This is a genomic window from Flavonifractor sp. An9, from assembly GCF_002161245.1.
GTDB lineage: Bacteria > Bacillota > Clostridia > Oscillospirales > Oscillospiraceae > Flavonifractor > Flavonifractor avicola.
Genome location: NZ_NFHC01000013.1, coordinates 1 through 13054, shown reverse-complemented (window position 1 = coordinate 13054; position 13054 = coordinate 1). Strand labels below are relative to the sequence as shown.

The 13054-nt window shown below is 59.4% G+C and carries 14 protein-coding genes, 1 rRNA gene and 1 riboswitch; of the genes, 10 read left to right on the top strand and 5 right to left on the bottom strand.

The window, feature by feature from the left end; translation table 11 throughout:
* Positions 1–4: 4 nt before the first annotated feature.
* From thiW to serC, 4 genes are all read right to left on the bottom strand, one after another.
* On the bottom strand, positions 5–517 hold the full coding sequence (gene thiW, locus B5G40_RS09550; RefSeq protein ID WP_087330791.1) for an energy coupling factor transporter S component ThiW: 513 nt from the start codon (positions 515–517) through the stop codon (positions 5–7).
* Complete coding sequence (thiD, locus tag B5G40_RS09545; RefSeq protein ID WP_087330789.1) at positions 514–1332, bottom strand: bifunctional hydroxymethylpyrimidine kinase/phosphomethylpyrimidine kinase; 819 nt, start codon at positions 1330–1332, stop codon at positions 514–516. Before thiD ends, thiW begins: the two co-directional genes overlap by 4 nt.
* Positions 1333–1445: 113 nt before the next feature.
* Positions 1446–1552, bottom strand: a riboswitch (TPP riboswitch).
* A 31-nt stretch (positions 1553–1583) separates the two neighbouring features.
* The gene (locus B5G40_RS09540) at positions 1584–2753 is read right to left on the bottom strand and encodes a phosphoglycerate dehydrogenase (protein WP_087187451.1); all 1170 of its coding nucleotides are present in this window, start codon (positions 2751–2753) and stop codon (positions 1584–1586) included.
* 17 nt (positions 2754–2770) lie between these two features.
* Positions 2771–3856: a 3-phosphoserine/phosphohydroxythreonine transaminase gene (gene serC, locus B5G40_RS09535; protein ID WP_087330787.1), complete on the bottom strand. Its 1086-nt coding sequence runs from the start codon at positions 3854–3856 to the stop codon at positions 2771–2773.
* 266 nt (positions 3857–4122) lie between these two features.
* On the opposite strand from serC, the gene B5G40_RS09530 reads away from it, so the two are divergent.
* The 10 genes from B5G40_RS09530 to B5G40_RS09485 all read left to right on the top strand — a co-directional run bounded on the left by B5G40_RS09530 (position 4123) and on the right by B5G40_RS09485 (position 12755).
* Positions 4123–4479, top strand: coding sequence for a DRTGG domain-containing protein (locus B5G40_RS09530; RefSeq protein ID WP_087330784.1), 357 nt, complete (start codon positions 4123–4125; stop codon positions 4477–4479).
* Positions 4466–4891 (top strand): ATP-binding protein, encoded by a 426-nt coding sequence (locus B5G40_RS09525; RefSeq protein ID WP_087330782.1) that lies wholly within the window; start codon positions 4466–4468, stop codon positions 4889–4891. The genes B5G40_RS09530 and B5G40_RS09525 overlap by 14 nt, the downstream gene beginning before the upstream one ends.
* Before the next feature lie 35 nt (positions 4892–4926).
* On the top strand, positions 4927–6252 hold the full coding sequence (locus B5G40_RS09520) for a [Fe-Fe] hydrogenase large subunit C-terminal domain-containing protein (protein ID WP_087399463.1): 1326 nt from the start codon (positions 4927–4929) through the stop codon (positions 6250–6252).
* Between the two features lie 72 nt (positions 6253–6324).
* The gene (locus tag B5G40_RS09515) at positions 6325–6657 is read left to right on the top strand and encodes a DRTGG domain-containing protein (protein ID WP_242955309.1); all 333 of its coding nucleotides are present in this window, start codon (positions 6325–6327) and stop codon (positions 6655–6657) included.
* 32 nt (positions 6658–6689) lie between these two features.
* A complete protein-coding gene (locus B5G40_RS09510; RefSeq protein WP_087266399.1) occupies positions 6690–7400 on the top strand; it encodes a PHP domain-containing protein in 711 nt (236 codons plus the stop codon).
* A 289-nt stretch (positions 7401–7689) separates the two neighbouring features.
* A complete protein-coding gene (gene nuoE / locus B5G40_RS09505; protein ID WP_087187457.1) occupies positions 7690–8184 on the top strand; it encodes an NADH-quinone oxidoreductase subunit NuoE in 495 nt (164 codons plus the stop codon).
* A gap of 62 nt (positions 8185–8246) precedes the next feature.
* On the top strand, positions 8247–8804 hold the full coding sequence (locus tag B5G40_RS09500; RefSeq protein WP_087187468.1) for an ATP-binding protein: 558 nt from the start codon (positions 8247–8249) through the stop codon (positions 8802–8804).
* Entirely contained in the window at positions 8801–9169 is a 369-nt protein-coding gene (locus tag B5G40_RS09495; protein ID WP_087266401.1) for a (2Fe-2S) ferredoxin domain-containing protein, read from the top strand. Before B5G40_RS09500 ends, B5G40_RS09495 begins: the two co-directional genes overlap by 4 nt.
* Before the next feature lie 14 nt (positions 9170–9183).
* Positions 9184–10986: an NADH-quinone oxidoreductase subunit NuoF gene (locus B5G40_RS09490; protein ID WP_087399462.1), complete on the top strand. Its 1803-nt coding sequence runs from the start codon at positions 9184–9186 to the stop codon at positions 10984–10986.
* Positions 10987–11000: 14 nt separating this feature from the next.
* Positions 11001–12755: an NADH-dependent [FeFe] hydrogenase, group A6 gene (locus B5G40_RS09485; RefSeq protein ID WP_087399461.1), complete on the top strand. Its 1755-nt coding sequence runs from the start codon at positions 11001–11003 to the stop codon at positions 12753–12755.
* Positions 12756–12964: 209 nt separating this feature from the next.
* Here B5G40_RS09485 and rrf read toward each other — a convergent pair.
* Positions 12965–13054, bottom strand: a 5S ribosomal RNA gene (gene rrf / locus B5G40_RS09480); the annotation flags it as partial.

Below are 13054 nucleotides of genomic sequence, written 5' to 3'. Positions count from 1 at the left end.
CCCCTCACCGCCTGACCAGGGTCTGCATGACGTCCAGACCACCGGAGCGCTTCAGGGCAAAGAGTACTGCCCCGGCAATGATGGAGCCGCCCACAGTGGAAATCAGGAAGGGGCCCATATAGCCGTAGACCGCCACGCTCTGGCCCAAAATCAGGGTGGCAATGGGCCAGGCGGCCAGGCCGCCCAGAATACCGGTGCCAAAGACCTCGCCCACACAGGTGGCCCCCAGATTACGGGTGCCCCAATAGGTCAGGCCGCACACCAGAGCCCCCACCATGCTGCCGGGGAAGGCCAGCAGGGTGCCCAAGCCCAGCAGGTTACGCAGGAAACTGGCAGCAAAGGTACACGCCACACCATACCAGGGGCCCAGAAACACGGCGCACAGGATGTTGACCATGTGCTGCACCGGGGAGCACCGGGAGCCCAGCACCGGGAAGGAGACCAGGCTGCCTACCACTGCCACAGCGGTAAGCAGGCTGGCGATCGCCAGCTTTTTGACTGCCGTCTGCTGTCTCACGCCTCTCCCCTCCCCTGTTGGAAGCCACCGCCCGCCGGAACGGCATAGTTGTGCCACAGGGGGCCGCTGCCCTGGCCCAGATTCAGCTTGGCCTCCATGGCAGCGGTAATGTAGGCTTTGGCCTTCTGTACCGCACCGGGCAGGTCCTCACCCAGGGCCAGGAAGGAGGCGATGGCGGAGGACAAGGTGCAGCCAGAGCCGTGGTTATTGGGATTGTCCACCCTGGGAGAGCGGAACCAGTGGGCCTGACCGTTCTGCCACAGCAGATCATCGGCACTGTCGCTCCGGTGGCCACCCTTCACCAATACCGCACCCTGCATGGTCTTGCCAATGGTCTCAGCGGCCCGCATCATATCCGCCTCGCTCTCAATGGCGAAGCCGCACAGCCGCTGGGCCTCGGGGATGTTGGGCGTGATGATGGCTGCCAGAGGGAAAAGCTCCTCCATCAGGGCGGTGAGGGCGCTGTCCTGCATGAGGGCGGAGCCGCTGGTGGATACCATCACCGGGTCTACCACGATATTCTCTGCACCATACTGCCGCAGCTTGGCGCCGATAGCCCGGATGATGGGGGCGGAGGACACCATGCCGATCTTTACCGCCTGGGGCCGGATATCCTCAAAAATGCAATCCAACTGCTCCGCCACAAACTCCGGGGTTGCCTCCAGCACATCCCGGACGCCGGTGGTATTCTGAGCGGTAAGGGCGGTGATGGCGCTCATACCGTACACCCCCAGGCAGGTTATGGTTTTGAGATCCGCCTGGACGCCGGCGCCTCCGCTGGAATCGCTGCCGGCAATGGTAAGCACACATTTCATGATTGTTCCTTCTTTCTCTTAGTAGGCAAGGGCACGAAAAAAGCGGCAGGTCCCGTTGGGACCTGCCGCTTCTCTGTACGTGAAATAAACTCCTCCGGACGGAGGAGACTCCGCACGGAAATAGTGCTGCGTCCCTACGTTGGCATTACCCAAATCAGGTCAGGTCGAGGGACTGTCCCCTCCTCTCAGCCTCCTCGCGGAAGCTCCCTTGCACGCAAGATTTTAACTTGTTTCGCCTTTTTTGTCAATCCTTAATGATTGAGCACCCGGACGCGGAACACGCCCTCCAGGGCGCGGATCTCGTCGGCCACCGCCTCGCTGATGCGGCTGCCCAGATCCACCACGGTGTAGGCATAGTCCTTCTTGGACTTGTTGGTCATGTTCTCCACGTTGACCCCGTCCCGGGACAGCAGGCCGGTGATGTTGGCGATGGCGCCGGGGATATTCCGGTGAATGATGCACAGCCGGGCCACACCGCTCCACTCCTGCACCAGGGTAGGCAGATTGACGGAGTTCTTGATGTTGCCGTTTTCCAGGTAATCCTTCAGCTCCTGAGCGGCCATGACAGCGCAGTTCTCCTCGCTCTCTGGGGTAGAGGCGCCCAGGTGGGGGATGGCAATGACGTTCTTGCCCTGGAGGATCTTGTTGTTGGGGAAGTCGGTGACGTAAGCGGCCACCTTGCCGGAATCCAGAGCCGCCAGCATATCGTCGTCGTTGACCAGACCGCCGCGGGCCAGGTTGAGAATACGCACGCCGCCCTTCATCATATGGAAGGCGTCCTCATTGATCATACCCTTGGTCTCAGAGGTCTGAGGCACATGGAGGGTGATGTAATCGCAGTTTTTATAGATGGTCTCCAGATCCATGGCACGGTGGACCATCCGGGACAGGGACAGGGCTGCGTCCACGCTGAGGAAGGGATCATAGCCGAACACCGTCATGCCCAGCTTGGTGGCGATGTTGGCCACCTGCACGCCGATAGCGCCCAGGCCGATGACGCCTAAGGTCTTGCCGGCGATCTCGGGGCCCACAAACTGGCTCTTTCCCTTCTCCACCACCTTCTCTACGTCGGCTCCGGCACCAGCCTGGGCCTTGACCCACTCAGCACCGGCGGTGATCTTGCGAGAAGCCAGCAACAGGGCGCACAGGGCCAGCTCCTTCACCGCGTTGGCGTTGGCGCCGGGGGTGTTGAACACCACGATGCCCGCCTCGGAGCAGCGGTCAATGGGGATATTGTTGGTACCGGCGCCAGCACGGGCAATGGCCCGCAGGGAGTCGGGGAACTGATACTCGTGCATATCGGCGGAGCGGACCAGAATACCGTCCTCATTCTCCACGTCGTCGCTGACGGAGAAGCGGGTCTGATCCAGCACAGACAGGCCGGCAGGGGAAATTTTATTCAATGTTTTGATGCGAAACATGATGACATTACCTCCCGTCAGTTGTTCTTGTCAAAGGCCTTGATGAAGTCGCACAGCTTCTCCACACCCTCGGTGGGCATGGCGTTGTAAATGGAAGCGCGCATACCGCCTACGGAGCGGTGACCCTTCAGGTTGGTGAAGCCGGCCTCCACGCTCTCCTTGACAAACTTGGCGTCCAGCTCGTCATTGCCGGTGCGGAACACCACGTTCATGTCGGACCGGGAGCCAGGCTCCACAGCGCAGGTGAACAGCTTGGAGTTATCGATCACATCGTACAGCATCTGGGCCTTGGAGTGCTTGATGGCCTCCATGCCGGGGATGCCGCCCTTGGACTCCAGCCAGTCCAGCACCAGGCCCAGGATGTAGATGCACCAGCAGGGCGGGGTGTTGTACATGGAATCCTTGTCGATCATGGTCTTATAGTTCATCATCAGGGGGGTGTAGGGCAGCTCGTTGCCGGCCAGATCCTCCTTGATGATGACCACTGTCAGACCGGCGGGAGCCATGTTCTTCTGAGCACCGGCAAAGATAATGCCGTACTTGCTCACATCCACCGGACGGGACAGAATGTCAGAGGACATATCGCACACGATGGGCACCCCATTGGTCTCGGGGACATACTGCCACTCGGTGCCGTAGATGGTATTGTTGGCGCAGTAATAGAAATAGCTGGCCTCAGGGTCCAGCTTCAGCTGGTCCTGGGTGGGGATGTAAGTATGGTTCTTGTCGGCAGAGGAGGCGGCCAGATTGATCTCGCCGTACTTCTTGGCCTCCTTATAGGCAATGTTGGAGAAGTTGCCGGTGACAGCGTAGTCAGCCTTACCGGTTTTACCGATCAGGTTCAGGGGCGCCATGGAAAACTGGGAAGATGCGCCGCCCTGCAGGAACAGCACCTTATATCCCTCAGGCACGTTCATCAGCTTGCGGAACTTAGCCTGGGTGTCGTCAAAAATCTTCTGAAACACCTTGGAACGGTGACTCATCTCCATGACTGACATACCGGAACCCTGATAATTGGTGATTTCAGATCCGGCGCGCTCCAGTACTTCCAGCGGCAGCATGGACGGGCCCGCGGAGAAATTGTACACTCGCTCGTTACCCATGATAGATGGCCTCCTTGATTCCAAATTTCAAAATAAACTCCAAGATCGCGGTATTTCTGCAGCGATACAGTTGACCGCTTTATCTTGATAAAGCATATTATAGACATCAACCTGCTGCAATGTCAATACCGTGGAATCACCAAAACCAAGCAGTCTATTACAAAAACTTTGTGAAAGTTTCAACGAACCCTTTGCACTTCCAGTTGTTTTGTGGTACAATGCCCATGAACTGAGAGTTTAGTTTTCCCACGGAAGGGGAGAAGGCAATGCTGCTTTCCGACATCAAACAGATCCTGAATGCCACTGTATTGTGCGGCGAGGATCATCTGGACCGGGAGGTCATGTCCGCCTGCGGCAGCGATTTTATGAGCGATGTGCTTGCTTTTGTCAAAAATCAGGCTCTTTTGCTCACCGGCCTGGTCAATCCGCAGGTGGTCCGTACGGCAGACATGGTGGAGATGAAGTGCATCGTCTTTGTCCGGGGTAAGGTACCGGGCAAGGATATCCTCAGTCTGGCCGAGGAACGGGACATCGTGGTTATGACCTGTCCCAAGCGGATGTACGAGGCCTGCGGCCTGCTTTACTACAATGGATTGCGAGGGAATTGCGATGGAAACGATTAGACTTGTGTACCCCGTGGAGGGCGGCGACCTCATTGAAGCCGGCGAGGCCTCCAGCAAAATGAAGCTGACCCTGAAGAAGCTGGGTCTGCCCCAGGACGTGATCCGCAGGGCCTCCATCTGTATGTACGAGGGCGAGATCAACATGGTCATCCACGCTGACGGCGGCCAGGCTGAAGTCGAGGTGGAGATGGACCAGATCGTGATCCGCATGATCGATTCCGGCCCCGGTATTCCCGATGTAGAGCAGGCTATGCAGGAGGGCTACTCCACCGCCGGTTCCACCGCCCGGGAGCTGGGCTTCGGCGCCGGTATGGGTCTGCCCAACATGAAGCGTTATTCCGATGAGATGACCATTGACACTGAGGTGGGCAAGGGCACCACCGTCACGGTCAAAATTAAGATCCCCCAGTGAATCATGTCTCTGGCGAAGGGAGGTAAGGCAGTGCCATGGCTATGAAGCATTCCGTGGTACTGGACAGCCGCCGTTGCCGGGGCTGTACCTCCTGCATCAAAGGCTGCCCCACCGAGGCCATCCGCGTCCGGGGCCGTAAGGCCACCATTTTGCCCGACCGCTGCATCGACTGCGGCGAGTGCATTCGTATCTGTCCCCACAAGGCCATCAAGTCGGTGGGCGACAGTTTGGACGTGCTGTCCCAGTATGAATACTGCGTTGCCCTGCCGGAGCCTGCCCTCTACGGGCAGTTCCACAATTTGGACAACATCGATATTGTGCTCAACGCGCTTTTAAAGATCGGCTTTCACAAGGTATATGAGGTAGCCAAGGCCGCCGAGATGCTCTCTGACTTTGAGCGTCAGTGTATCTGTGAAGGTCCGGCTTCTGTTACGCCGCTGATCTCCTCCTCCTGCCCCACGGTGCTCCGGCTCATCCGGATGCGCTTTCCCAAGCTGATGGGTCATGTGGCCTGCACGATCCTGCCCATGGAGCTGGCAGCCATTCTGGCCCGGCGGGAGGCAGCCGAGGAGACCGGCTTGCCGCCGGAGCGGATCGGCGTCTTTGCCATCGTCCCCTGCTCCTCCAAGGTAACGGCCGCCCGGGAGTCCGAGGGTCTGAGCCATCCGGTGCTGGACGGTGCCTTTGCCATCCGGGATATCTACCTGCGGCTGCTCAGTCCCATGAAGCACCTGGAGACCGTAGAGCCCATGACCTCCGCCGGTATCATCGGAATGGGCTGGGCATCCTGCGGCGGCGAAAGCGCCGCCCGGCTGCGGGAGCGCTGTGTGGCGGTGGACGGCATCAACAATGTGATCCGGATGCTGGAGGAAATCGAGGACGGGCGCCTGCCGGAAGCCGATTTTCTGGAGCTGTCCGCCTGCACCCAGGGGTGCGTGGGGGGCTGCTTCACGGTGGAAAACCCCTACGCCGCCAAGATGCGCCTGAAAAGCCTGATGAAAGGCCAGCCCGTATCCCGGAACCGCTTCCGGTTCGAGGGCGCGGAGCGGGATATTGTCCGGCGGGACAAGGAATTACAGTACTTACCCACATTTGTTCTGGACCAGGACCTGGGGGCTGCCCTGAACAAGCAGCTGCGGATTCAGGAACTGGAATCCCACCTGCCTGGGCTCCACTGCGGGTCCTGCGGCGCCCCGTCCTGCCACGCCTTTGCTGAGGATGTGATCCTGGGCCGGGCTACGGTGGAGGATTGTATCTTCAAGGTGCGGGAGCGGATGCGCTCCATGGCAGGCAAGGAGGAAGCGGACGACTATCTGCCGCCCCCCTTCCGCCGCTGTCAACCGGAACCGTCGAACAAGTAGACCATTGGGCGCGTTGCAGAAGTCGTTCTCTGTGACGCGCCCTTTTGTTTCACCAAACAGAGGAGGCATAGGATGATGACAGTACAGGAATTGATCCATTCCATGGAGCTGACGGTATTCCACCTGGCTCAGCCGGAGCGGCCAGTCACCGGCGGCTATGTAGGCGACCTGCTCAGCTGGGTCATGGGCAGAGCCGGTCAGGACTGCGCCTGGCTCACTATCATGTCCAACCAGAATGTGGCCGCCGTGGCTCTGATGGCCGACGTAGCCTGTGTGATTCTCACGGAAGGCGTCCAGCCTGATGCCGATCTGCTCCGCCGTGCCCAGGAAAAAGAGGTCAACCTGTTGGGGGTGGGCCAGGATACCTTTGCTGCCGCCTGCCGCTTGGGGCAGCTGTTGGCCTAAGACCAGTCTAACCAGAAAGGGGGGAAATCTCTTTGCAGTTTTATTACGACCTTCATCTACATTCTTGTTTATCGCCCTGCGGCAGCGACGAGATGACCCCCGCCAATCTGGCCGCTATGTGTGCCCTGGCCGGGCTGGAGATTGTAGCCCTCACTGACCACAACAGCTGCGGCAACTGCGCCTCCTTCTGCCGGGCCGCCCAGTCTCACGGCCTCACCGCCCTGGCCGGCATGGAGCTATGCACCCAGGAGGAAATCCATGTGGTCTGTCTCTTCCCCGACCCGGAACGGGCGGAGGACTTTTCCAGTGAGATCGCCAAGCACCTCCCTCCGATCCGCAACAATCCCGACCGGTTTGGCAAACAGCTGCGGATGGACGACGGGGACGGCATTCTGGGTGTGGAGACCGCCTTCCTGGCTGGCAGCACCGATATTCCCCTCTATGAAGTTCCCCGCCTGGTATCCCACTGGGGCGGCACTGCCTTTCCTTCCCACATCGACCGCCCCTCTTTCTCCCTGCTGGGGGTACTGGGTCTTTGGGACCCGGACATGGGATTCTCCGCTGCCGAGCTGTCCCACCGCTGTCCCCCGGAGCTGGCACAAAGACCCGACCTGAAGGATCTTTTGCTGCTCACCAATTCCGACGCCCACTATCTGGATCAGGTGTGGGGTGCGGAGCATATGCTGGACCTCCCAGAGTGTACCCCTCAGGCCGTCATTCAGCGTCTGGCCTGCCGGGTCTGAACCTGGCCTCCGGACAACTTTCTTTACAAGAGCACTTTAATGTGCTATACTTTCCATAAAGTAACTACTGCCCTGTTGGCCCCATCCGTATTTTCTCCTCATCAGAAAAAGTACTGATGTAACAACAGGGCTGTTTTTTACCTCCGCCTTTTTTGTGCAATACTTCAAATTGAACTATATGGTTTTGTATTTTTAACCATGGAAAGTCTTTACAAACGGCTTTTTTTCGCTATAATAGTGCCTTGAAAGTAAAATTAAACTAATTGTTTCAGAAAGGAAGGACGCACCTATGCCAAACTGCAAGACTGTGGTCCCCTACCGTGGGACACCTGAGCAGGAAGAACGCCTGCGGAAGGTCATCGCCGAGCACAAGGGACAGCCAGGCGCTACTATGCCTGTTCTCCAGGCCGCCCAGGAAATTTTCGGCTATCTGCCGGAAGAAGTACAGATCATTGTGGCGGAAGGTCTGGAGATTCCGCTGTCCGAAGTGTACGGGGTGGCCTCTTTTTATGCTCAGTTCACCCTGAATCCCAAGGGAAAATATCAGATCTCGGTCTGTCTGGGCACCGCCTGTTACGTCAAGGGTGCCGCCGCTATTTTGAACGCTGTGGAGCAGAAACTGGGCATCGTCCCCGGCTCCATCACCGCCGACGGCAAGTTCTCTCTGGACTCCTGCCGCTGCGTGGGCGCCTGCGGTCTGGCCCCGGTGATGATGATCAACAACGACGTGTACGGCCGTCTTACCCCCGATCAGGTAGGCCCCATTCTGGATATGTATAAGTAAAGAAGCGCGAGACGTGCGGAACAGCCGTACAGCGTGTCGGTCAGGCCACGGAGGTAATGAACGTGAAAGAAATTGCGCTGCATATTCTGGATATTGCCCAGAACTCCATTTCCGCCAAGGCCTCTCTGGTAGAGCTTACTCTGTCAGAAACGCCTGAATCCATTACCTTCACCATTGTGGACAACGGCAAGGGCATGAGTCCGGAGCTGCTGGCCCAGGTCAGCGATCCCTTCACCACCACCCGCACCACCAGAAAGATGGGATTGGGAATCCCGTTGCTTCGTATGGCGGTGGAACAGACCGGCGGCAGCCTGACCATTGACAGTACGGAGGGCGTGGGGACCACGGTCACCGCTCTTTTCCGCCCCACGCATATCGACTGTCCGCCGGTAGGCGACATAGCCGGTACCATCACCCTCCTGCTCCAGGGCGCGCCCCAGCTGGAGCTGCACTATACTCACACCATTGACAACAACTGTTTCCAGCTGACCACAGAAGAGCTGCGGGCTCAGCTGGGCCCTGAGATTTCCCTGGCGGAACCGGAGGTCATCCTCTGGATCAGGGATTATCTCCAGGAACAAGAAATGCTGTTACGAGAAAATAAGGGGATGAAAGCATGAAAACACTTGCAGAACTGCAGGCCATCCGGGATCGGATGCGCAGCCAGATCGATCTGCGGGACGCCGGAGACGACCGCATCCGCGTTGTGGTGGGTATGGCTACCTGTGGCATTGCCGCCGGCGCCCGCCCTGTCCTCAACGCTTTGCTGGAGGAAGTGAACAAGCGGGACCTGAAAAACGTAACGGTGTCCCAGACCGGCTGCATCGGCGTCTGCCGTCTGGAGCCCATCGTGGAGGTCTATGTGCCTGGTCAGGAAAAGGTCACCTATGTGAAGATGACTCCCGACAAGGTAGCCTCCATTGTTAGTGAGCATCTGGTCAACGGCCGGGTGGTGGAAGACTACACCATCGGCGCAGCCGAATAAGGGAGGGTGAAGAGATGAGTTTTATCCGTTCCCACATTCTGGTCTGTACCGGCACCGGTTGCTCCTCCTCCAACAGCCAGAAGATCATTGAGGAATTTGAAAAGCAGCTTGTGGCACAGGGTATGGAAAAAGAGGCCAAAGTGGTCCGCACCGGCTGCTTCGGCCTGTGCGCCCTGGGTCCTATCGTCACCATCTACCCCGAGGGTGCCTGCTATACCCATGTCACCGTGGACGACGTGGAGGAGATCGTCTCCGAGCACATCGTCAAAGGCCGCATTGTTAAGCGTCTGCTCAACAAGAGTGCCGGCGAAGAGGGCGCCGTCACCTCTCTGACCGAGACCCAGTTCTACAAGCACCAGCAGCGCATCGCCCTGCGTAACTGTGGCGTCATCAACCCGGAGAGCATCGACGAGTACATCGGCGTGGACGGCTACGCCGCCCTGGGCAAGATCCTCACCGAACAGATCCCGCCCCAGCAGGTCATCGACACCGTATTGGCCTCCGGCCTCCGTGGCCGCGGCGGCGCCGGCTTCCCCACTGGCCTGAAGTGGCAGTTCACCGCCAACGCAGTAAGCCCCGACGGCGTGAAATACGTCTGCTGTAACGCTGACGAGGGTGACCCCGGCGCCTTTATGGACCGCTCCGTGCTGGAGGGCGATCCCCATACCATCATTGAGGCCATGACCATCGCCGGCTACGCAGTGGGCGCTCACCAGGGCTATATCTATGTCCGGGCCGAGTACCCCATCGCCGTCAAGCGGCTGGAGACCGCCATCGGTCAGGCCAAGGAGTACGGCCTGCTGGGCAAGAATATCTTTGATTCCGGCTTTGACTTCGACCTGGAGCTGCGTCTGGGCGCCGGTGCCTTCGTCTGCGGCGAGGAGACTGCTCTCATGCGCTCCATCGAGGGTCACCGGGGCGAGCCCAAGACCCGTCCCCCCTTCCCCGCTGTAAAGGGTCTGTTTGACCGGCCCACCCTGCTCAACAACGTGGAAACCTACGCCAACATCACCTGGATCTTCAACCACGGCGCCGAGGCCTTTGCCGCTATCGGCACCGAGAAGAGCAAGGGCACCAAGGTCTTTGCTCTGGGCGGCAAGATCACCAACACCGGCCTGGTGGAGGTCCCCATGGGCACCACCCTGCGTACCGTGGTGGAGGACATCGGCGGCGGCGTACCCGGCGGCAAGAAGTTTAAGGCCGCCCAGACCGGCGGCCCTTCCGGCGGCTGTATCCCCGCCTCCCTCATCGACACTCCCATCGACTACGAGTCCCTGGCCTCCATCGGCTCCATGATGGGTTCCGGCGGCCTCATCGTTATGGATGAGGACAACTGCATGGTGGACATCGCCAAGTTCTATCTGGAGTTCATCGTGGACGAGTCCTGCGGCAAGTGCGCCCCCTGCCGGATCGGAACCAAGCGGCTGCTGGGCCTGCTGACCAAGATCACCGAGGGCAATGGTGAGCCGGAGGATCTGGACACCATTGAGGAGCTGTGCAACCACATCAAGCAGTCTGCTCTGTGCGGCCTGGGCCAGACCGCCCCCAACCCGGTACTCTCCACCCTGAAGCATTTCCGGGAGGAGTACGAGGCCCACATCTATGAGAAGCGCTGTCCCGCCGGCGTATGTAAGGCCCTGATCCAGTACGTGGTGGATCCTGCCAAGTGTAAGGGCTGTACCCGCTGTGCCCAGGGCTGTCCCACTGGCGCCATCTCCGGCGCGGTGCGGGCCCCCCATATCATCAACCAGTCCAAGTGCATCAAGTGCGGCGCCTGTATGGATCACTGCCGCTTTGGCGCCATCAGCAAGCAGTAAGGGAGGGAACGGACATGGACGAAAAGATGGTATCTCTGCGCATCAACGATATTCCCGTCACTGTTCCCGCCGGGACCACGGTGCTGGAAGCAGCTCGCTCCGCGGGCTTTAACATTCCTTCTCTGTGCTTTCTGAAGGACATCAACGAGATCGGTGCCTGCCGCATCTGCGTGGTGGAGGTCAAGGGCGCCAAGAGCCTGGTGGCCTCCTGTGTCTACCCCGTGGCCGAAGGCATGGAGGTGTACACCAACACGGAGCGGGTCCGCAAATCCCGCCAGCTCACCCTGGAGCTGATCCTCTCCAACCACCGCATGGACTGCCTGACCTGCGCCCGCAACAGCCACTGCGAGCTGCGCCAGCTGGCCGCTGATCTGAGCATTGACGCGGTGCGTTACGCCAGTGACAATATGTATCCTCAGATCGAGGATTCCGCCCCCCATCTGGTGCGTGACAACTCCAAGTGCGTTCTCTGCCGCCGCTGCACCGCCGTGTGCCGGGCCACCCAGGAGGTAGGCGTCATCGGCCCCAATGACCGTGGTTTTGCCACCCATATCGGCTGCGCCTTTGACCGTGACCTGAACGAGGTGGACTGCGTGTCCTGCGGCCAGTGCATTGTGGCCTGCCCCACCGGTGCGCTGTCTGAAAAGGACGACACCGCCCAGGTGCTGGCCGCCCTGGCCGATCCCACCAAGCACGTTGTGGTGGGTCCCGCTCCCTCCATCCGAGTCACCCTGGGCGAGTGCTTCGGCCTGCCCATCGGCACCAACGTGGAGGGCAAGATGGTCACCGCCCTGCGCCGTCTGGGCTTTGACAAGGTATTCGACGTGGATACCGCTGCCGACTTCACCATCATGGAAGAGGGCACCGAGTTCCTCCACCGGCTGCGCGGCGACGGAGTACTCCCCCTCATCACCTCCTGCTCCCCCGGTTGGATCCGGTATATGGAGCAGCACGCCCCTGAGATGATCCGCAACGTATCCACCTGCCGCTCTCCCCAGCAGATGTTCGGCGCACTGGTCAAGACCTACTACGCCGAGCAGGCAGGCATCGATCCCCACGATATCTTCGTGGTATCTGTCATGCCCTGTACCGCCAAGAAGTACGAGGTCCGCCGTGAGGAGCAGCGGCTGCCCAATGGCTGTATGCCGGTGGACGTGTCCCTCACCACCCGGGAGCTGGGCCGCATGATCACCCAGGCTGGTATGCTCTTCGATCACCTGCCTGACGGCGAATTTGACGAGATGCTTGGCATCTCCACCGGCGCCGCCACCATCTTCGGCGCCTCCGGCGGCGTCATGGAGGCGGCTCTCCGCACCGTGGTGGAGGAGCTGACCGGCGACGGTATGGCTCCCCTGGAGTACCACGAGGTCCGTGGTATGGAGGGCGTCAAGGAGGCCAGCTATGAGCTGCCCGGCCGCACCGTCCGTGTGTGCGTGGCCTCCGGCCTTCACAACGTGAAGCTGGTGCTGGACGGTATTAAGGACGGCACTCTGAATTACGACTTTGTGGAGTTTATGGCCTGTCCCGGCGGCTGCATCAACGGCGGCGGACAGCCCATCCAGCACGCTGACGTACGCAACTTTACCGATATCAAGGCCCTGCGTGCCGCAGCGCTCTACAAGCAGGATCAGGATATGGAGTACCGCCGCAGCCACAAGAATCCGGTGGTTCAGACCGTCTATCACAGCTATCTGGGCGAGCCCGGCAGTCCCCTGGCCCATGCCCTGCTCCACTGCTCCTATATCAAGCAGAAGCGCTATCGGGTATAATGAAATAGAAAAGGCTCCCGCTGAAGCGGGAGCCTTTTCTATTTCCATTTACGTGTCTCTGCAGCTTGCTCCCAGCTTCTATCCGAGTCTTTTTTGTCAGGAACCTGTAGCAGACCTTCATTCCAGCCTATCACCAACCTACTTCCGATTCCTTTCAAAAAGCAAGTCAAACATAACAAAAGCGGACAGCCTAAGCTGTCCGCTCTTTGTGTTGGCGTTACCTATCTTCCCGGTCCGTCTCCAGACAAGTATTTTCGGCGCAGGTGAGCTTAACTTCCGTGTTCGGGATGGGAACGGGT

What these genes read in the sequence shown, in the direction of transcription:
- B5G40_RS09530 (WP_087330784.1), top strand. Translation starts at nt 4,123, where the DNA reads ATGCTGCTTTCCGACATCAAACAGATCCTGAATGCCACTGTATTGTGC.
- B5G40_RS09515 (WP_242955309.1), top strand. Translation starts at nt 6,325, where the DNA reads ATGATGACAGTACAGGAATTGATCCATTCCATGGAGCTGACGGTATTC.
- B5G40_RS09520 (WP_087399463.1), top strand. Translation starts at nt 4,927, where the DNA reads ATGGCTATGAAGCATTCCGTGGTACTGGACAGCCGCCGTTGCCGGGGC.
- B5G40_RS09490 (WP_087399462.1), top strand. Translation starts at nt 9,184, where the DNA reads ATGAGTTTTATCCGTTCCCACATTCTGGTCTGTACCGGCACCGGTTGC.
- B5G40_RS09540 (WP_087187451.1), bottom strand. Translation starts at nt 2,753, where the DNA reads ATGTTTCGCATCAAAACATTGAATAAAATTTCCCCTGCCGGCCTGTCT.
- B5G40_RS09485 (WP_087399461.1), top strand. Translation starts at nt 11,001, where the DNA reads ATGGACGAAAAGATGGTATCTCTGCGCATCAACGATATTCCCGTCACT.
- thiD (WP_087330789.1), bottom strand. Translation starts at nt 1,332, where the DNA reads ATGAAATGTGTGCTTACCATTGCCGGCAGCGATTCCAGCGGAGGCGCC.
- B5G40_RS09525 (WP_087330782.1), top strand. Translation starts at nt 4,466, where the DNA reads ATGGAAACGATTAGACTTGTGTACCCCGTGGAGGGCGGCGACCTCATT.
- serC (WP_087330787.1), bottom strand. Translation starts at nt 3,856, where the DNA reads ATGGGTAACGAGCGAGTGTACAATTTCTCCGCGGGCCCGTCCATGCTG.
- nuoE (WP_087187457.1), top strand. Translation starts at nt 7,690, where the DNA reads ATGCCAAACTGCAAGACTGTGGTCCCCTACCGTGGGACACCTGAGCAG.
- B5G40_RS09495 (WP_087266401.1), top strand. Translation starts at nt 8,801, where the DNA reads ATGAAAACACTTGCAGAACTGCAGGCCATCCGGGATCGGATGCGCAGC.